The sequence below is a fragment of the Mesorhizobium sp. M0140 genome (assembly GCF_040322475.1).
Taxonomy (GTDB): domain Bacteria; phylum Pseudomonadota; class Alphaproteobacteria; order Rhizobiales; family Rhizobiaceae; genus Mesorhizobium.
This window is the reverse complement of sequence record NZ_JAMYTM010000021.1, coordinates 61,937-79,928: the sequence shown is the minus strand read 5'-3', so window position 1 is coordinate 79,928 and position 17,992 is coordinate 61,937. Positions and strand designations below refer to the sequence as shown.

The following is a 17,992-nucleotide window of genomic DNA, read 5'->3' as shown; positions in this document are numbered from 1 at the left end:
TCCTAGCCCGCCAGGATCATTGACGCGGCGCGTTCGGCGATCATGATCGTCGGCGCGTTGGTGTTGCCCGACACCATTTTCGGAAAGACCGAGGCATCGGCGATGCAAAGCCCGTCCAGCCCATGAACCTTCATCGACGTGGGATCGACGACGGCCATCGCATCTGAACCCATGCGGCAGGTGCTGGTCGGGTGATAGAGCGTCGTGCAGTGGCCGCGTATATAGTCGGCGATCTCGGCGTCGCTCTCGCATTCGGCGCTCGGCGTGATTTCGCCGACGAGCATTTCGGCAAGCGGCGACTGCGCCGCGATGCGCCGGCTGATGCGGATGCCTTCGACCAGCGTGGCAATGTCCGAGCCATCCTCGTCGCTGATGAAGTAACGTGGATCGATCGCCGGATATTCGATTGGATTGGCCGAGCGCAGGCGAATCTCGCCGCGGCTGTCTGGCCGCTGCAGCGTGGTGTGCAGCGTGATGCCGGGCCTGGACGAAAGGAACCGAACATAGTCGCGATGCGGGCTGATGGCGCCGTAAAGCTGCAGGTCCGGCTCGATATCGGGCCGGCTCTTGACGAAGCCGCCCGCCGCCACCCAGGGTGAGGAACGCGGACCGCTGCGCGATGTCTGCCATTCCGCGAAGTCGCGCTGCAGCGTCTCGTCGGTCCAGGCGCCGACGCCGATCTTGTCCTTGGTATAGAAGGTGATCGGAATGTTGATGTGGTCCTGCAGATCCTTGCCCACGCCCGGGAGGTCGTGCACGGGAGCAACGCCGACCTGGGCGAGTTCGTCGGCCGGCCCGATGCCCGAAAGCAGCATCAGCTGGCAACTGCCGATCGAGCCCGAGGACAGCACCACCTCGCTGTCGGCGAAAGCGGTCTCAGGTTCGCCATTGACGAGATAGCGGATGCCCTTGACCCGGCCCTTCTCGACGATCAGGCCCGTCGCCAGCACACCGGTTTTCACAGTCAGGTTGGGTCGTTCCCGCGCCGGGCGCAGATAGGCCTTGCCGGTGCCCCAACGTTCGCCATTCTTGATGGTGAACTGGAACAGGCCGACGCCTTCCTGCTCGACGCCGTTGAAATCGCGGTTCTGCTTGTAGCCTGCGGCCTTGCAGGCCTCGATCCAGGCAAGCTCGTTGGGATCGACATGTCCGACATTGCCGATATGCAGCGGCCCGTCGGCGCCGTGCAGCGGGTCGTTGCCGAGTTCGGCATTGCTTTCACTGGCCTTGAACACCGGCAGCACGTCAGCCCACGCCCAGCCGGGGCAGCCCATCGCCGCCCAGCCATCATAGTCGGACGGCAGGCCGCGAATATAGATCATGGCGTTCAGCGCGCCGGAGCCGCCGATCATCTTGCCGCGCGGCCAGAACACCCGCCTGCCGCGGCAGGCGGCCTGCGGCTCGGTGTAGTAGCCCCAGTCGACTTGCGTGTTGAACATGGTCGGCCAGTCCGACGGCACATCCGAGGCGAGCGGCGCCTCGCGCCCGGCCTCCAGCAGCAGCACCTTGCGGGCAGGATCGGCGCTGAGCCGGTTTGCCAGCACGCAGCCGGCCGAGCCGGCGCCCACTATGATCGTATCGAACATCGTCAGTCTCTCACTTTCCGGCCGGGGTCGGGCTTTGCACAATGCTGCTTGCTGCCGGCTTGCTGTCGGGGCTGGCGCGACGGCGCCCGAGCCAGTCGATGAGATCACCAAAACGGCCGACCAGCCCCTTGGGCATCAACACCACCGACAGGGCGATGATCAGGCCGAGCCCGAGCGTGCGGAACTCGCCGCTCTCTCGCATCAATTCGTCAGCCAGCACCAGCACCACCGTCCCGACCAGCGGTCCCCAGAACGTGCCGACGCCGCCGACCACGACGATGGCGATGATGAACATAAGTTGCGACATCGACAGCACACCGGGGCCGATCGCCTGGAAATGCGCGGCATAGAAACCGCCGGCCAGCCCGGTGAAGAAGGCGGAGATGCCGAACACCAGAAGCTGCGCCTGGAAGCGGTTGACGCCGCGGGCCACCGCATAGCCCGGATTGTCCTTCAGCGCCCGGAAGGCAAGGCCGATAGGGCTTTTGACGATCGCGTAGGTGAAGACCATGGTGAGCGCGAACAGCACCGCGATGATGGCGTAATTGCCGACCAGCCACTGCGCCCGGAGCAAGGCCCTGGTGCCGAGGTCGCCGAAGCGGGCAAAGCCGACGGCGCCGCCGGTGAACTGGCGGCAGACGGAGCCGACCATGACGAAACATTCGGTGTCGGTGACGATCAGCAGATACATCGTCTGGGCGATCGCCAGCGTCAGCAGCGCCACATAGACGCCGGTCAGGCGAAGGCAGGCGAGGCCGACGACCAGCGAGAACAGCACGGAGCCCAGCGCGCCCGGCACAAGTGCTGCCCAGACGTTCCAGCCGAAATAGAAGCAGAGCATCGCCGTCGCATAGCCGCCGAACGCAAAGATCGCCATTTGCGCCAGCGAGAAGATGCCCGAGAAGCCGAACAGGAGGTTCCACTGCGAGGCGATCGTCGCATAGAACAGCGCCAGCACGATCTGGCCAAGGATGTAGCGGCTGTCGACCAGGAACGGCAGCGCGATCGCCGCCGCGATCAGCATCAGGCTGATGGCAAGATCAGTCCTGGCCGAGCGAGACATGGAGGAACGGGACATGGGGCGTGTCTCTGTCATGATGCCCCTCACATGCGCCGGATTTCGGCGTGGCCGAAAAGGCCGGACGGCCGCCAGATCAGCACGGCAATGACGACGAACAGCAGCGATGGAAAGCCCCACCTGGCGCCCAAGGCGTACTGAACGAAGGATTCGAGCAACGCCAGCCCAAGTGCTGCTGCGATGGCGCCCGGCAGATTGCCGAGACCGGCGACCACGCACATGATGAAGGCCTTCAGCATCGGGTCGTTGCCGAGTGGCGGCGACAATTGCGTCATCGACGAGACCATGACGCCGCAGATGCCGGCGAGCGCGCCCGACAGCATCAGCACCTGCAGGTAGACGCGGTTGACGGCGACGCCCATGAGCTGCGCCGCGTCGCGGTTCTGCGCCGTCGCCCGGATCGCACGGCCCATCCGCGTGCGGCCGAGCGCCGCCGAGACGACCACCATCATCACGACCACCACCGCGATGATCAGAAGGTTCTGCCAGGGCAGCGTCAGCGGCCCCAGGCGTAAGGCACCGGCGATCGAAACCGGCTGCTTCAGCGGCTGCCCGCCATAGGTCAGGAGAATGGCATTCTCGAGGGCGATGCCGATGCCGACCGTGGCGATCATGACGTTGGCTTCGAATGTCGATTTGTCATTCTGCAGGAGATTGCGAACGATCGCGAAATAGAGGATGGCGCCGGCCAAAGCACCCGCGACGATGGCACCGGCGAAACCGATCGCGACCGGCAGGCCGAGCGAGGTGATCACCGTGAAGGCGACGTAGCCGCCAAGCGTCAGCATCGCCGCATGGGCCATGTTGAGCATGCCCATCGAACCCCAGACCAGCGACAGCCCGACCGTCGCCAGCGCATAGAGCGCGCCCGAGGTGAAGCCGGCGACGAGAATGGCCAAGAGAACGTCGGTCATGGCGTCAGCCTCCGAGGTAGGTTGCGAGGAGTTCGTCGCGCGCCATCAGTTCGGGGGGCTTGCCTGACCAGACGATGGCGCCGTCGTCGAGCAGATGCAGGCGGTCGGCGAGGTCCTCGACCCGGGCCGGGTTCTCCTCCACCAGCAGGATCGTGCGGCCAGCCTTGCTCAGTTGCGAAATGACGTCGTAGACCTGATCGATGATCAGTGGCGCGAGGCCAAGCGACGGCTCGTCGATCAAAAGGATGCGCCCGCCCATCATCAGGCCGCGGCCTATGCCGACCATGCGCCGTTCGCCGCCCGACAGGCTCGAGGCGATCTGGTTGCGACGGTCGGCAAGCTTCGGCAGAAGCGCGTAGACCTCGTCCAGCCGACGCGTGATCTCGGCCTTGTCCGGCGCGAGATAGCCGCCCATCAAAAGGTTTTCGAGCACGCTCATCTGCGCGAACAGCATATCGCCCTGCGGCACGTGGGCGACGCCCAGCATCGCCGTCTCATGCGGCTTGCCGGACAGGCGCCGGCCGTCGATGCTGATCTGACCGCCGCGCAGCGGCACCAGGCCGGAAATGGTCTTGAGCAATGTCGACTTGCCATGGCCGTTCGGGCCGACGACGGTGATGAATTCACCGGCGTGAACGGTCAGCGAAATGCCCTTGAGCACGTCGAGCCCGTCATAGCCGCAGACGATGCCGTCGAGTTGCAGGACAGGTGGTTTTGCGGCTGCGCCCGTCATGGCGTTCCCCCCACCGCCGGATTCGTCATGGCGGCTTGCTCATCGAAGAATTTCTTCAGCCGTTTCTGCGTGCCCTGGCCGAGATAGGTTTCGACAACGGTCTGGTCCTCGGCGACCTTGTCCGGCCGGCCTTCGAATATCACCTTGCCATGGTGCATGATGATCACGCGGCTGGAGAGCGCCAGGAGAAAGCGCATGACGTGCTCGATCAGGACGATCGTCAGTCCCTGGTCGCGCAGTTTCAGCACCATCGCCATGATCTGGTCGATCTCGGCGACGTTGAGCCCGCCCACCGGCTCGTCGAGGAAGAGCATTTTCGGCCGGGTGGCGATGGCGCCGGCAATCATCAGCAGCTTGCGGTCGAGCACCGGCAGCCGCGCCACGGTCTCGTCGGCCTTGGCCGCAAGCCCGACGAAGTCCAGCGCTTCGATCGTTGCCTGCCGGACATCCTCGCCGAGGCGGAAGCCGGCCAGCCTTCGCCGCTGCCGGCCGAAATACGCGGCGATCTCGATGTTTTCGCGAACGGTCAAGCTGTCGAAGGCGGCATTGAGCTGGAAGGTGCGGGCGATGCCGAGTTGGCAGATGCGGTCGGCCGGAAGCGCCGAAATGTCGGTGTCGCCGAAATGCACCCGGCCGCCACTGGCCGGCGTGATCCCGGTCACCACGTCGAAGAAGGTTGTCTTGCCGGCGCCGTTTGGCCCACCAATGCCAACGATCTCGCCCGCATTGACCACCATCGACACGCCGTCGACGGCGGCCAGCGAGCCGAACCGTTTGACCACACTGTCACAAACCAGCATCGGACCGGCGGCCTCAGTCATATTTCTCACCCAATGGAGCCGGTCGGGCAAAGGGCCCGGCCGGTGTCGTTGGTTTCATTTCCGCGTCCGGTCACTTGATCCATGGCGGCAGGATGAAGCTGTCCGTGGCATAGAGCGCCGGCGCGATCAGCTTCGGATCGGTCTTGTAATCCTGATGCTGCAGGAACTGGTGCGGCATGCCAAGTGACGGATCGGCCACCTGCGTCGGATAGCAGAAGGCCGATTGGCCGGCCGGATCGGCCCGGTAGGTGCCGTTGACCCCGCGATAGACCAGGCGCTTCATCGCATTGGCCACCTTGGTGGTCTGCGCCTTGTCCATCGGTTCGCCTGGACCACCGGCGATTGCCGCGGCAAGCGCCCACATCCACAGGCCGTCATAGGTCTGCGATCCCGTGATGTAGGCCGAGTTCGGGCCGAATTTGGCCCGGTAGCTCTCGCGGAACGGCTTGGAGAAGTCGTCCGGCAGGCAGCCGATCACCGTCGAATAGACGACGCCGTTGACCGCCTCGCCGCCGATCTCGCGGAAAGCCGGCAGCGATGGTCCGTACTGCATGTAGATCAGGCTGTTGATCGGCTCGGCGAGGAACTGGACCATGAACTGCGCCAGGTCCTGCGGCAGGAAGTGCGTGACCAGGATCGCCGCCGGCGGGTCCTGGCGGAGTTTCGCCAGCGTTGGTCCCCACTGGTTGGTCGGGAACGGAACGGTCTCGAACAGGCTGACCTCGAAGCCGTATTCGGCGGCCTTGTCGCGGATCGCGTTGGCGATGACGATCGAATATTCGTTGGCAGACGGGATGATGGCGATCTTCTTGTTGGGCGCCTTCCATTTGCTGTCCGCGGCAAGCGTCTTGAGGAAGTTCAGGCAGCCCGGTCCATACCAGAACTCCGGCGGATCGCCCTGGAAGGAGCTGTAATAGCGGGCAGGGTCGGTCTTGAACTTCTCATTGTGCGAAATCAGCGTGTTGTAGTGCATCATGATGACGTCGTTGTCGGCGGCGACGTCCATCTCGATCATGTTGGTGCCGAGATTATAGCCATTGATGATGACCGGTGCCTCGAAGCGGTCGATCAGGCGCTGCATCGACTGGCTGACGAGGTCGGCGCCCATTTCCTTGGTGTCTTCGATGTGGATCTCGACAGGCCGGCCGAGAATGCCGCCCGCCGCATTGATCTCCTCGGCGGCAAGTTCGAGACCGTTCTTGAACTCGATGCCGTCGGCGGCGGCGATGCCGGACATCGGCAGGGCCGAGCCGACCGGAATGGGCTTGGTGTCCTGGGCGATCGCCGCAGTGTTCATATCGGCAAGAAGCGCGGCACCGGCCGCACCCGCGCCGACCACGCCCTGCAGCATTGCACGTCTGTTCATCATGGCAAAGTTCCCCTTTTGGCGTTGGTTAGAGTCTTTTCTTCATGCGAAATCTTTCACACCAGATCTTTCTGGCGAAACGCGTGGGTCATGGGCACGAAAGCGGCTTCCAGGTCGGCTGCCGCCGAAAGCACGCGGGCATCGTCGCCGCGCGCGCCGATGATCTGGAAGCCGACGGGCAGGCCCGCCTCGGTCATGCCGCAAGGAATGACGCAGGCCGGTTGCTGGCTGAGATTGATCGGGTAGCTGAACGCCGCCCATTCGATCCATCGCGAGAGGCCGCTGCCCAGAGGCACTTCAAGGCCAACGTCGAAGGCTGGAATCGATGCCCCCGGCGAAACGATGAAATCATAGTCGTCTAGCAGCCGGTCCATGGCGGCGCCGAATTCGGCGCGCTCCAACTGTGCGGCGACGAGCGTATGGACGTCGAACGCCGCCCCAGCCTGCGCGATCTCCAGGAAGCCCGGATCGATGCCCGCCCGTTCGCTCGGCGGAACCAGCGCCAGCCGCGCCGCGGCGCCGGTGAACCAATGATGCTGGAACAAATCGAGGAGATCGCCACCGGGAAGGTCAATCGGCTCGACCGTCGCGCCGAAGGCGTCGAAACACGTCAAGGCGTGGGAGACGACGGCGGCGATCCCGGAATCCAGCGCTCCTGAAGGCGGCTTCGACCAGTAGCCGATCCGGGCGCCCCGCAAAACTTCTTCGATCCGGCCAAGCGGCGCCAGCGTTCCCACGCCTTGCTGCCAGTCGCTGATATCGCGGCCGGACATGGCGCCGGCCATGACGGAAAGATCGAGTGCTGTCCGCGCCATCGGTCCGATATGGGCGACGGTTCCGAACGCGCTGGACGGATAGGCGGGCACGCGGCCGAAGGTCGGCTTCAATCCGGCGATGCCGGTGAACGAGGCCGGAATGCGGATCGAGCCCCCGCCATCGGTACCGAGATGGAAGACGCCGGCGCCGGTGGCGGCGGCCACCGCCGCTCCGCCGGAGGAACCGCCGGGGGTCTTTTGCGCATTCCAGGGATTGCGCGTGATGCCGCAGAGGCCGCTGTCGGTAATCGCCTTCCAGCCGAATTCGGGCGTCGTCGTCTGTCCGATGAAGACGGCGCCGGCTCTGCGCAGCAGGGCAACGGCGGGGGCATCCTTGTCATAGGCGGCGGAAGTCGTCGTCCTGCTGCCGTAACGCACGCTCCAGCCCTCGACCCAGACGATGTCCTTCAGCGTCGTCGGTATGCCGTCGGCCGCCGACAGCGGCTCGCCTGCCCGCCATCGTTTCTCGGAAGCACCTGCGGCCTCGATCGCACCCTTGCGGTCGATCATGGTGAAGGCGTTGAAAAGCGGATTGATCGCTTCGGCGCGATCCAGCGCCGCCAGCGTCACCTCGACGGGCGACAGCGATTCAGCGCGGTAGGCGGCGCTAAGCTCCGCAGCAGCCAGGCGGCATAGATCATCGGCGTCGGCAATGGGAGACAGCCCATTCGGCATGCAGTTCGAACCCCTCACTTCATGGCCGCTCTTACGGCAGCCTTGTCAGCCCGGGCAATCTGGCGGTTTTTTTCATCACCATAAAATGTATTGTTGTGGGGAATATTCGCTATTTAATGTAACAAAGAGCCATGAATCTGACCATTCGGCAGTTGCGCTATGTCTGCGAAGTCGCCCGCCTTGGCAGCGTGCTGGCGGCCTCCAGATCGCTCTACATCTCGCAATCCTCCATCCTCGCGGCGATCACTCTGGCCGAGGCCGGGATGGGGGCGCGCATTTTCGACAGGCGGCCGGCGCGCGGCGTCTCCATCACGCCGGCCGGCCAACGCTTCGTCGCCGCCGCCCGCATCATGCTGGCGGCGGAAACGGAGTTCAACCGGTCGATCGGAGACCTCAACGGGCGCGTGCCGAAGGTCCTGCGCATCGGCTGCTTCGAGCCGTTCGGCGCGCTGTTCATGCCGGAGATGCTGCGCAGCTACCTCGACAACGTCGGCGATGTCGAGATCGACCTTGTCGAGGCCGACCAGGTCCAGTTGCAGGAACGGCTTGTCGCCGGCCAGATCGATCTGGCCATTCTCTACGACATCGGTCCAATCGGTATCGACAGCGTCACCCGCATCTGCAAGGTACCGGCGCATGCCGTGCTCAATGCGGACGATCCCCTTGCCGCGCGCGACGGCATCTGGCTGGCGGAACTGGCGGCACGGCCGCTGGTGCTGCTCGACCTGCCGCACACGGCGACCTATCTCCTGACCCTGTTCGACGTGCTGGCGAAACGGCCGGAGGTGCGCTTTCGCACGCGCTCTTATGAAACGGTGCGCTCGGCCGTCGCATCCGGCTTCGGCATGGCCGTCCTCAACATGCGGCCGATCGGTCGCGCCACCGCCGATGGCGAGGAGATCGTTCGAAGACCAATCCTCGATGAACTGCCGCCACCGACGCTGATCGTCGCCGACATGTACGGTTCGGCAAAGCCACTCTTCGTGCGTGTCTTCATCGACATGTTCCATCGCTTTTTCAGCGCGGTGGGCCCTTCGGGCTTTTCGGTGACGACGCCGGAGCGCGAACCTTTTCTACTGGTCGCCAGGGAGGATGGCTGAGCCGCCCCCTTGGCGTTGCGGACATTTACAGGACTGGCGTTGCAACCGCGCCGGAGGTGCGGGTTCCTGATCGAGGTGTTCGAGATCGACGGGCGGCCCGGCGACAACTCTTCGGTGCGCGCCCACGTTTTCACCCGCACCAATGCTCAGTCGCCTGCTCGCAGGTTGGAGCGGAGACGGCACTTTTCGAGACGGCTTGGGCACGCCGTCGAACGCCGCAAAGTGCAAGAAATCGCCTACCAGCGCGACAAATGACGAAACCGGCGCGTAGATTGCATGAGCACTGGCCATTGCCGCTAAACTGAAGTTTTGGCGCAACCACTCGGTTGCGGGCGCGTTTGTGAGCAAGGGCATCGATTGGAGGGATAGATTCGTCAACAGTTCCAAGCACAAGCGCCCGGATTACGAAACTCGCTGCGGTGCGCTGGCTCGCGCTGTGGTTATGCTTGGGAACCTGTTCCAGCTGCTCGGGAGCCCAGTCGGCGCTTGATCCGGCCGGAGAGGAAGCGCGCCAGATCGCTGACCTTTTCTGGCTCATGGCCATTGCTGGCGGTTTTATCTGGCTGACGGTCATCGGTCTTCTGGTCCACGCGACACGTCATGAGCGCACTCCCATAGACGAGCGTATTGCAAGCCGGCTGATTTTCTGGGGCGGGGCAGCCATTCCTTCGCTACTCCTCTTTCTCTTGCTAGGCTATGCGCTTTGGTTGATGCCTGGACTGAGACCTTTCGCACGAGCCGGCGAAGCCAATGGTCTCAGGATCGAAGTGACTGGTGAGCAATTCTGGTGGCGGGTCGCCTACCACCTGGCTGACGGCGGAGTTCCTATTCTTTCCGCCAACGAGATCAGGCTGCCGGTTGGCGAGCGCGTCGAGTTCTTGCTGAAAAGCACCGATGTCATCCATTCCTTCTGGATTCCCGCGCTCGGTGGCAAGATGGACATGATCCCGGGTCGCGTGAATCGGCTCTCGTTGCTGGCGACCAAACCTGGCACCTACCGCGGCCCTTGCGCGGAATATTGCGGGACCTCGCACGCGCTGATGACCTTCACGGCCGTCGCCATGCAGCCCGCTGCCTTCCGGGAATGGCTGGCTGTGCGGGCGAACCCTTCGCCCGGCGCATCCTTGCCCGGACGCGACATATTCCTTCGCAACGGCTGCGGCGCGTGCCACCGCGTTGCGGGCACACAAGCTGAGGGTGGTGTCGGCCCGGATCTCTCGCATATGGGTTCGCGGGGAACGATTGGTGCCGGCGTTTTGCCCACCGACGATGAGGCCGTTCGTAGCTTCATCGCCCATCCGCATTTGATCAAGCCGGGTTCGAAGATGCCCGACTTCAACATGTTGCCCCAACAGGACATCGCCGAAATCGCCTCTTGGCTGAAGGGGCTCGAATGACAACCCTCAAAGCCCGCATCAAGCGAAACGCCTTGCCCTCCGCAGAGAAGATCGAGGAAGAACAGCTGCGCCTCGTCTGGAAGACGCCGATCGGCTGGCGTTACTGGACTTCGGTCAACAATACGCAGGTTGGCCTCTGGTACGGGGGTGCGGCCTTTGCCTTCATGCTGTTTGGCGGCGTGCTGGCGCTTCTTGTGCGCACGCAACTCGCGGTTCCGGGAAACAATTTCCTCTCTGCCGACTTCTATAACCAGGCCTTCACGCTGCACGGCACCGTGATGATGTTCCTGTTTGCCGTGCCCATCTTCGAGGCCGTCGCCATCTTTCTGCTGCCGCCAATGCTCGGTGCGCGTGAACTGCCATTTCCCCGTCTCGGCGCCTTCGGCTTCTGGAGCTTTCTGATCGGCGGTGTCTTCGTTTGCGGTTCGATCTTCTTCGACGCCGCTCCCTCTTCAGGCTGGTTCATGTATCCGCCTCTTGCCACTGACAAGGCATATTCCGGCATTGGTGCCGACATCTGGCTGCTGGGCCTCTCCTTTATCGAAGTCGCCTCCATTGCTGCGGCGGTCGAACTGATCGTCGGCATCATGAAGTGCCGCGCGCCGGGCATGCGCATCAACCTAATGCCACTGTTCGCCTGGTACCTGCTGATCGTCGCGGGCATGATCCTATTCGCTTTTCCGCCGCTGATCGCCGGCGACATCCTGTTTGAGATGCAGCGCATGTTCGACTGGCCGTTCTTCGACCCGACGCGGGGCGGCGACCCACTGCTGTGGCAACACCTGTTCTGGATCTTCGGGCACCCCGAGGTCTACATCATCTTCTTGCCCGCCATCGCGCTGATGGCGATGATCGTGCCAACCTTTTCGCAACGTCCGATCGTCGGCTATTCCTGGATCGTGCTTGCCGCTGTCGGCACGGGCTTCCTATCGTTCGGTCTCTGGGTCCACCACATGTTCGCGACCGGCCTGCCGCAGATTTCGCTGGCATTCTTCTCGGCCGCCTCGGAAGCGGTCGCGATTCCAACCGGCGTGCAGATCTTCGTCTTCATCGCCACCATGCTGGCCGGACGTGTCATCTTCTCGGTGCCGATGCTGTTTGGCGCCGGCGGGCTCGCTATCTTCGTCATCGGCGGGCTGACCGGCGTGATGGTCGCGCTCGTGCCGTTCGACTGGCAGGCGCACGATACCTATTTTATCGTCGCACATCTGCATTACGTGCTGATCGGTGGAATGCTGTTCCCGCTGGTCGCCGGCGTTTACTATTACCATCCGCTGATCAATGCGCGGATGCTCTCGCCCCGTCTCGGGCGCACCGCCTTCTGGCTGATGTTTGCCGGCTTCAACGTCGCCTTCTTTCCGATGCATCTCAGCGGCCTGCGCGGGATGCCGCGCCGCGTCTTCACCTACCCCGAGGGGATCGGTTGGGACTGGCTGAATCTCATCTCCACGATCGGCGCCTATGTTTTCGCGGCAGGGGTGCTGGTGGTTGTCTTCGATGTTGTACGGCCGAAGCATCGCGAACCTCGCAGCGAGCAGAATCCGTGGAAGGCGGGCACGCTCGAATGGCTGAACGAGCCCGAGGAGAACTGGGGCGTTCGATCCATTCCGATCATCGAGAGCCGGTATCCGCTTTGGGACCAGGCGGATCTGATGCAAAAGGTCAATGAGGGCGCCTATTATCTTCGCAGTGCCAAGGAGAATCGCCGCGAGACGCTCATCACCTCGGTGCTCGACGCCCATCCGCTGCAGTGCCAGCGCGTGGCGACATCAACCACGATCACAATAATCTCGGCCGCATTGCTCGGCGGCGTCTTCGTCGCGCTCACCTTCGAACTCTGGATCCTTGCCCTATTGTCGGGCATCGGCACGCTCTCTGCCATTTTGTGGTGGCTCTGGACCGGCACCGGCGAAACCCCGGAAAAGAAGACCAAGGATGTCGGCCTTGGACTGCGCTTGCCGCTCTATGCCTCCGGCCCGGATTCTGTTGGCTGGTGGGCGATGTTCATTACGATGGTTGGCGACGGAACTGCCTTCGCCAGCCTCATCTTCGGCTATTTCTTCTACTGGACCATCCATCCCGACTTCACTCTGGGGCAGCCGGGTCCCGGTATGCGGTGGCCGATGATCGCGCTGTCTCTCTTCGTCGCCGCATGGGTCGCGATGCTTGGTGCGCGCCGACTGAACGCAAGCGGGTGGATCGACGGCGCACGCGTTGCGCTTGTTGCCGCGTTTCTGCTGACGCTTGCTGCCTCTGCAGCCGGTTTTGCCGGACCTTGGCAGCATGACATGCAGCCGACCGCGCATGTCTATCCGGCGATCGTCTGGATTCTCGTCATCTGGGCGCTTGCTCATGCCGCGGTCGGATCCGTCATGCAGCTCTATTGCCTCGCGCGCAGCTTCGCCGGTCGCCTGACGCGGGAGCACGACATGGAACTGCACAACGTCGCGCTCTACTGGCATTTTATGGCGATCACCGCTGTCATCACCTTCGCCGTCATCGGCCTTTTCCCTGAAGCGATGTGAGACGGTGATGCGCATCATTCCCAAAGAGGTCGAAACGCTCTGGACGCTCTTCACCGCGCCCGTGATCTGGGCCGGACATTTCCTCGCCTGTTACGCACTGGCCGCAATCTGGTGTGCAAAGCGCGGTGACCTCGGTTTCGCTGTCGTCCAGGCTGGCATAGTGGCTATGACGCTGGCGGCACTCGCGATGATCGTCTTGTCCGGGTGGCTCGCCTGGAGGCAGTGGGGCTTCGGCACGAACGACCCGCCGCACGACGATCCCACAGCGACGGACCGCAACCTCTTCCAGGGGTTTGCCACGCTACTGCTTTGCGGCCTGAGCTTCGTCGCCGTGCTCTACGTGGCGCTGCCGCTGCTCTTCATCGACGGATGCTCCTCATGAGGACGGCAAGCCTGTTGCTGGGCTTCGTCACCCTCGCGCTGGTCTGGGCGGGACCGCTGCTCGATGCGTGGCGTGGCTCGTTCGCGGCCCACATGCTTGCCCACATGGGCGTCGTCGCGATCGCGGCGCCGCTGATCGCAATCGGTATTGCCAGGACGATACGCTCCGTGGCCACCGCCGCTCCCCTTATCGCCTCTCTCGTCGAACTGATTGTCGTCTGGGGCTGGCATGCGCCGGCTGCGCGCCAGTGGGCCGAGACATCGACCATCGCCACCATGATCGAGCAGGTGTCCTTCCTTGGCGCCGGGCTGTTCCTGTGGCTGACGTGCGTGGCGCCGCGCAATTCCGATGCGCCGGCTAGGGACGCTGCCGGCGCCTTCGCGTTGCTCCTGACCTCCATCCACATGACGTTGCTTGGCGCGCTGCTCTCGCTCGCCTCGCGACCGCTCTATGGCCTCGGCGATGTGACGTGCTTCGGCCTCGTGCTCGGGGCGGGACAGGACCAGGCGCTCGGCGGCATCATCATGTTGATGATCGGCGCTGCCGCTTACCTCGCTGGAGGCGTCTTCCTGCTTGCCAGGCTCCTAGGCGGCAAAACCGAGAGGCTGGCCGGCTGATGCACGTCAACTGGAAACACTTGGCGATAGGCCTGGCGATTTTGCCGGCCGCCGTGCTTTTCGCGACCTGGATCGGCTTCTTCAACGTTGGCGCCTCGACCGGCCACTGGAAGGTGACCGAGTGGTTCCTGCACTTCGCCATGCGCTCGGCCGTACGGACATACGCACTCACGGTCAAGGTGCCGGACGAGCTGCCGCGCTACGCTATTCAGCCGGCTGCCGGCCATTTCGCGCGCGGCTGCGCCATCTGCCACGGCGCGCCCGGGGAACCGCGCTCGCCCGCCGTCCTTGCGATGCTGCCGCAGCCGCCGGACCTTGTCGGCAAGGTCGGCGAATGGACGGACGCCGAACTCTTCCGCATCGTCCAGCACGGCGTGCGCTTCACCGGCATGCCGGCCTGGCCGACGCAGCAGCGCGACGATGAAGTCTGGGCGATGGTCGCCTTCCTGCGCGAACTGCCGATGATGGACGAGGCGCGGTGGCGCGACCTTGCTTATGGCAGTAGCGAACCGTCGACTGGCCAAACACAAGGCCTCGAGCGCGCACTCGCCGACTGTACCCGCTGCCACGGCACGGATGGGCTCGGCCGGAGCCCCGCAACGCCCGTCTTGGCCTCTCAGCGCGAAACCTATCTTCTTGAAAGTTTGAGAGCCTACGCTGCCGGCCACCGCCAGAGCGGTGTCATGGGAATTTCTGTCACCGCTGTCGACCCTGCACTCCTCGCCGATCTCGCGCGGCATTTTTCCGCGCTGCCTGCGCCTGCAACGTCGACGCAACCGGACCGTGCCCGGATCGCGCGTGCCGATGAGATCGCGCGACGCGGCATCCCGGAGCGCGACGTTCCGGCATGCCTGGGTTGCCACGGTCGTCCGGACCGCAACCCCATCTATCCGGAACTGTCCGGACAGCCCGCCAAATACATTGCGACCCAGCTCGAGCTTTTCCGCGAGGAAAAGCGCGGCGGCACGCGCTTCGCCCATCTGATGCGCAACGCTGCTAAAAACCTCTCGGACGAAGATATTGCCGCACTGGCCGCCTATTTCGCGCAAATGTCGCGTGCCGCCGCAACCGGAACGCCCTGATGGCGTTACGTCACTGTCCCAATCTCGGGAATATCTGATGCGAAAAATTCTCGGCGTTTTACTCGTCATTGTCGCCTTCGTCGTAATCGCGGGGGCGAGCTTGTTCTTCTTCTCGCGCGAACAGGCCACTCTTCCGATCGAGCAGACCTACGGTCCAAACCCGACGCTCGCCGAACCCAATCCGACCTGGATACCCACGGTCCACGTTGCCGAGGCGACCCCTTGGCCCCAAGGCAAGATGCCGGTCGCCGCCCAAGGCTTCGCCGTCAACGAATTCGCTGGCGGCCTCGACCATCCGCGCTGGCTGCACGTGCTGCCCAATGGCGACGTGCTGGTCGCCGAAAGCAACGCGCCGCCAAAACCTGACGAAGGTTTTTCCATACGTGGCTGGTTCATGAACCTGTTCCAGAGCCGGGCTGGCGCCGAGGTGCGGAGCGCCAACCGTATCTCGCTGTTACGCGACGAGAACGGCGATGGCGTGGCTGAGATCAGGACAGCCCTCCTCAGCAGCCTCTTCTCGCCCTTCGGCATGACGCTGCTCGACGGCAAGCTCTATGTCGCCAATGCCGACGCGGTCGTCACTTTCCCCTATCGCGACGGCACCACCGAGATCACTGCTCCGTCCGAGAAGATCGTCGACCTTCCGGCCGGCCGCAATCACCATTGGACCAAGGACGTCATTGCCAGTCCGGACGGAACGAAGCTCTATGCCACCGTGGGCTCCAACTCCAATGTCGGCGAAAACGGCATGGAGGAGGAAGAAGGCCGCGCCGCCGTGCACGAAATCGACCTCGCGACGCGGCAGACGCGGCTCTTTGCGTCGGGTCTGCGCAACCCGAACGGCCTCTCCTGGAGCCCTGAAAGCGGGGAACTCTGGGCGGTCGTCAACGAGCGTGACGAGATCGGCAGCGACCTCGTTCCCGACTACATGACATCGGTCAGGGATGGCGCCTTCTACGGCTGGCCCCACAGCTATTTCGGCCAACACATCGATGTCAGGGCGCAGCCACCACGTCCGGACCTCGTCGGCAAGGCGATCGTGCCCGACTACGCACTCGGGGCGCACACCGGGTCGCTTGGGCTCACCTTCAACACCGCCGACCTGTTCGGCCCGCACATGAAGAATGGCGCCTTTGTCGGCCAGCATGGTTCATGGAATCGCATGCCGCGAAGCGGCTACAAGGTGATCTTCGTGCCGTTTGCCGACGGCAAGCCGTCGGGGCCGCCACAGGACGTGCTCACCGGATTTCTGAGCAACGATGACAAGGCATTCGGCCGTCCGGTTGGCGTCGCCATCGACCGAACTGGCGCATTGCTGATCGCGGATGATGTGGGCAACAAGATTTGGCGGATTATCCCGGCGGCCGACTAGGCCGGCGCGTTGCTTCGGCGCGTGGAAGGGTTGGGCTCATGGGCCAAAACGACCGAGGAGCCGAGCGGATCGTCACCATTTTTGGCGAAACAGGGTTTCTCGGGGGACGATCGAGATGCCGATGGCGCTCGGTCTGGTTGGCGGCGCCACCAGACGCGTCCGCTGCCCACATCGCGCTCAAGATCCTCGGGGTGAAGGGTGCGCAGGAACTGGCCGGGGCGGCGGTGACCGTCGGCCTGGCACAGAACATGGCGGCGATCCCGGCGCTGGCCAACTTATCCTGAATGAGTGTGCGAGAAGAATGCATGGCTCCAAGTTGGCTTGCGGTTTGCGCGCCCAAGGCTGGTTTGATCAACTGCACACCAGGACCGTGACGATAATTGAAACCGTCGCGAGCTCCGGCCCTTGGGCCAAACGGCCACATAAGTTTATTCGTTTTTGACCAATACGCGCCGGCGGATTCCTGTAATCTTCAGAAAAACACCGGGCTAACCGGGGCCAACCAGAAAGGTCGGGGAATGAAATACGTCGTCGATACGATCGGCGGTCCCACAGGCGGTGATGCCTGGCAAGCCGCTGTTACCGAAGCCTATTTTCCGCTCGACACCGAGTATCGGAACCGTCGTGAATTTTCAGGCACGCTGGAAACCTTCTCGCTTGGGCTCGTCAGCGTGTCTAAAATGCGCTGCGATGCCGTAAGCTATCGCCGCCATCGCCGCCACTTCCTCAACGAACGTGACGCCAGCCTGCTCATCACCATCCCGGAGATGTCGGAGGTGAATTTCTCGCAAGGGTCGAGGACCGTCAATTGCGGTCCGGGGGGCTTCCTCGTTGAGAGGGGAGATGCGCCTTACGAATTCTGGCACGGTAAGCCAAACGCGCTGTGGGTCCTGAAGGTGCCGTCGTCGAGCGTTCGGGCGCGGATCGGGTCTGCCGAACGGCTCAGTGCGCTCAGTTTCGACGCAACCCAAGGCGTCGCCGCGCTCTTCCTTGACACGGTGCGAACCACGATCGGCCATGTCGATGAGATCACTGAAGTCGCTCGTGAGATGATGGGCAGGCACATCCTGGAAATGCTGTGCCTGTCGATCGTGAGCGACGATCGCGTGCTGGACAGCAGCATCTCGTCGATCCGGGCCGGCCATTTGCATCGTGCCGAGCAGTATATTCGCGACAATCTGAAGAATTCCGGCCTCGGCCCGCAGGCGGTGGCCGATGCCTGCGGGATTTCCCTGCGTTACCTGCAGGTTCTTTTTCAGGACAGCAACCAGTCGATCAACGGCTTCATCCGCGACGCCCGGCTTGAGCTTTGCTCCGAGGAACTGATGTCGGTGACCAACATCAGCAGCGTTGCCGAGATTGCTTACCGCTGGGGCTTTGCCGACCAGTCTCAATTCTGCAAGCACTACCGGACGCGGTTCGGTTGCGCACCGACTGATACCCGTCGCGAAGCAGCGAACCGGGCAGGCCGCGCTTCGACCTCAAGAGAGCGGCACTAGACCCGGCGAAATCCGGGCCAATTCCCATAA

The 17,992-nt window shown here is 63.5% G+C and carries 16 protein-coding genes; 9 read left to right on the top strand and 7 right to left on the bottom strand.

The features are described from left to right. Nucleotides 1-2 precede the first annotated feature (2 nt). From NKJ37_RS20935 to NKJ37_RS20905, 7 genes are all read right to left on the bottom strand, one after another. The gene (locus NKJ37_RS20935; RefSeq protein ID WP_352628398.1) at nt 3-1,586 is read right to left on the bottom strand and encodes a GMC family oxidoreductase; all 1,584 of its coding nucleotides are present in this window, start codon (nt 1,584-1,586) and stop codon (nt 3-5) included. A gap of 10 nt (nt 1,587-1,596) precedes the next feature. Next, complete coding sequence (locus NKJ37_RS20930) at nt 1,597-2,664, bottom strand: branched-chain amino acid ABC transporter permease (protein ID WP_352628400.1); 1,068 nt, start codon at nt 2,662-2,664, stop codon at nt 1,597-1,599. A 26-nt stretch (nt 2,665-2,690) separates the two neighbouring features. Then, entirely contained in the window at nt 2,691-3,578 is an 888-nt protein-coding gene (locus NKJ37_RS20925; RefSeq protein ID WP_128302560.1) for a branched-chain amino acid ABC transporter permease, read from the bottom strand. 4 nt (nt 3,579-3,582) lie between these two features. Further along, nucleotides 3,583-4,311, bottom strand: coding sequence for an ABC transporter ATP-binding protein (locus NKJ37_RS20920; RefSeq protein WP_352628403.1), 729 nt, complete (start codon nt 4,309-4,311; stop codon nt 3,583-3,585). Continuing rightward, nucleotides 4,308-5,132, bottom strand: a complete 825-nt coding sequence (locus NKJ37_RS20915; RefSeq protein WP_031212363.1) for an ABC transporter ATP-binding protein — start codon at nt 5,130-5,132, stop codon at nt 4,308-4,310. Before NKJ37_RS20915 ends, NKJ37_RS20920 begins: the two co-directional genes overlap by 4 nt. A 70-nt stretch (nt 5,133-5,202) precedes the next feature. After that, a complete protein-coding gene (locus NKJ37_RS20910; RefSeq protein WP_352628405.1) occupies nt 5,203-6,501 on the bottom strand; it encodes an ABC transporter substrate-binding protein in 1,299 nt (432 codons plus the stop codon). A 53-nt stretch (nt 6,502-6,554) separates the two neighbouring features. Beyond that, complete coding sequence (locus NKJ37_RS20905; protein ID WP_352628407.1) at nt 6,555-7,988, bottom strand: amidase; 1,434 nt, start codon at nt 7,986-7,988, stop codon at nt 6,555-6,557. Nucleotides 7,989-8,119: 131 nt separating this feature from the next. Between NKJ37_RS20905 and NKJ37_RS20900 the strand changes: the two genes are divergently transcribed. The 9 genes from NKJ37_RS20900 (at nt 8,120) to NKJ37_RS20860 (ending at nt 17,962) form a co-directional block, all read left to right on the top strand. Beyond that, nucleotides 8,120-9,088 carry a LysR family transcriptional regulator gene (locus tag NKJ37_RS20900; protein ID WP_128302557.1) on the top strand — a complete coding sequence of 323 codons (969 nt, stop codon included), beginning with the start codon at nt 8,120-8,122 and terminating at the stop codon, nt 9,086-9,088. 419 nt (nt 9,089-9,507) lie between these two features. Beyond that, entirely contained in the window at nt 9,508-10,485 is a 978-nt protein-coding gene (gene coxB, locus NKJ37_RS20895) for a cytochrome c oxidase subunit II (RefSeq protein WP_245486038.1), read from the top strand. Beyond that, nucleotides 10,482-13,010, top strand: a complete 2,529-nt coding sequence (ctaD, locus tag NKJ37_RS20890; RefSeq protein ID WP_352774880.1) for a cytochrome c oxidase subunit I — start codon at nt 10,482-10,484, stop codon at nt 13,008-13,010. The genes coxB and ctaD overlap by 4 nt, the downstream gene beginning before the upstream one ends. A 7-nt stretch (nt 13,011-13,017) precedes the next feature. Next, nucleotides 13,018-13,392, top strand: coding sequence for a hypothetical protein (locus tag NKJ37_RS20885; RefSeq protein WP_127294296.1), 375 nt, complete (start codon nt 13,018-13,020; stop codon nt 13,390-13,392). Next, nucleotides 13,389-14,009, top strand: coding sequence for a cytochrome c oxidase assembly protein (locus NKJ37_RS20880; protein ID WP_245486037.1), 621 nt, complete (start codon nt 13,389-13,391; stop codon nt 14,007-14,009). The genes NKJ37_RS20885 and NKJ37_RS20880 overlap by 4 nt, the downstream gene beginning before the upstream one ends. 20 nt (nt 14,010-14,029) lie before the next feature. Then, nucleotides 14,030-15,091, top strand: a complete 1,062-nt coding sequence (locus NKJ37_RS20875) for a c-type cytochrome (protein WP_352628418.1) — start codon at nt 14,030-14,032, stop codon at nt 15,089-15,091. Between the two features lie 37 nt (nt 15,092-15,128). Beyond that, a complete protein-coding gene (locus tag NKJ37_RS20870) occupies nt 15,129-16,463 on the top strand; it encodes a PQQ-dependent sugar dehydrogenase (protein ID WP_352628420.1) in 1,335 nt (444 codons plus the stop codon). A 38-nt stretch (nt 16,464-16,501) separates the two neighbouring features. Continuing rightward, nucleotides 16,502-16,747 carry a hypothetical protein gene (locus NKJ37_RS20865; protein ID WP_352628422.1) on the top strand — a complete coding sequence of 82 codons (246 nt, stop codon included), beginning with the start codon at nt 16,502-16,504 and terminating at the stop codon, nt 16,745-16,747. 234 nt (nt 16,748-16,981) lie between these two features. Further along, nucleotides 16,982-17,962 carry an AraC-like ligand-binding domain-containing protein gene (locus tag NKJ37_RS20860; protein WP_023808993.1) on the top strand — a complete coding sequence of 327 codons (981 nt, stop codon included), beginning with the start codon at nt 16,982-16,984 and terminating at the stop codon, nt 17,960-17,962. The last annotated feature ends 30 nt before the right edge of the window (nt 17,963-17,992 follow it).

What these genes read in the sequence shown, in the direction of transcription:
- NKJ37_RS20935 (WP_352628398.1), bottom strand. Translation starts at nt 1,586, where the DNA reads ATGTTCGATACGATCATAGTGGGCGCCGGCTCGGCCGGCTGCGTGCTG.
- NKJ37_RS20930 (WP_352628400.1), bottom strand. Translation starts at nt 2,664, where the DNA reads ATGTCCCGTTCCTCCATGTCTCGCTCGGCCAGGACTGATCTTGCCATC.
- NKJ37_RS20925 (WP_128302560.1), bottom strand. Translation starts at nt 3,578, where the DNA reads ATGACCGACGTTCTCTTGGCCATTCTCGTCGCCGGCTTCACCTCGGGC.
- NKJ37_RS20920 (WP_352628403.1), bottom strand. Translation starts at nt 4,311, where the DNA reads ATGACGGGCGCAGCCGCAAAACCACCTGTCCTGCAACTCGACGGCATC.
- NKJ37_RS20915 (WP_031212363.1), bottom strand. Translation starts at nt 5,132, where the DNA reads ATGACTGAGGCCGCCGGTCCGATGCTGGTTTGTGACAGTGTGGTCAAA.
- NKJ37_RS20910 (WP_352628405.1), bottom strand. Translation starts at nt 6,501, where the DNA reads ATGATGAACAGACGTGCAATGCTGCAGGGCGTGGTCGGCGCGGGTGCG.
- NKJ37_RS20905 (WP_352628407.1), bottom strand. Translation starts at nt 7,988, where the DNA reads ATGCCGAATGGGCTGTCTCCCATTGCCGACGCCGATGATCTATGCCGC.
- NKJ37_RS20900 (WP_128302557.1), top strand. Translation starts at nt 8,120, where the DNA reads ATGAATCTGACCATTCGGCAGTTGCGCTATGTCTGCGAAGTCGCCCGC.
- ctaD (WP_352774880.1), top strand. Translation starts at nt 10,482, where the DNA reads ATGACAACCCTCAAAGCCCGCATCAAGCGAAACGCCTTGCCCTCCGCA.
- NKJ37_RS20885 (WP_127294296.1), top strand. Translation starts at nt 13,018, where the DNA reads ATGCGCATCATTCCCAAAGAGGTCGAAACGCTCTGGACGCTCTTCACC.
- NKJ37_RS20880 (WP_245486037.1), top strand. Translation starts at nt 13,389, where the DNA reads ATGAGGACGGCAAGCCTGTTGCTGGGCTTCGTCACCCTCGCGCTGGTC.
- NKJ37_RS20870 (WP_352628420.1), top strand. Translation starts at nt 15,129, where the DNA reads ATGCGAAAAATTCTCGGCGTTTTACTCGTCATTGTCGCCTTCGTCGTA.
- NKJ37_RS20865 (WP_352628422.1), top strand. Translation starts at nt 16,502, where the DNA reads ATGGGCCAAAACGACCGAGGAGCCGAGCGGATCGTCACCATTTTTGGC.
- NKJ37_RS20860 (WP_023808993.1), top strand. Translation starts at nt 16,982, where the DNA reads ATGAAATACGTCGTCGATACGATCGGCGGTCCCACAGGCGGTGATGCC.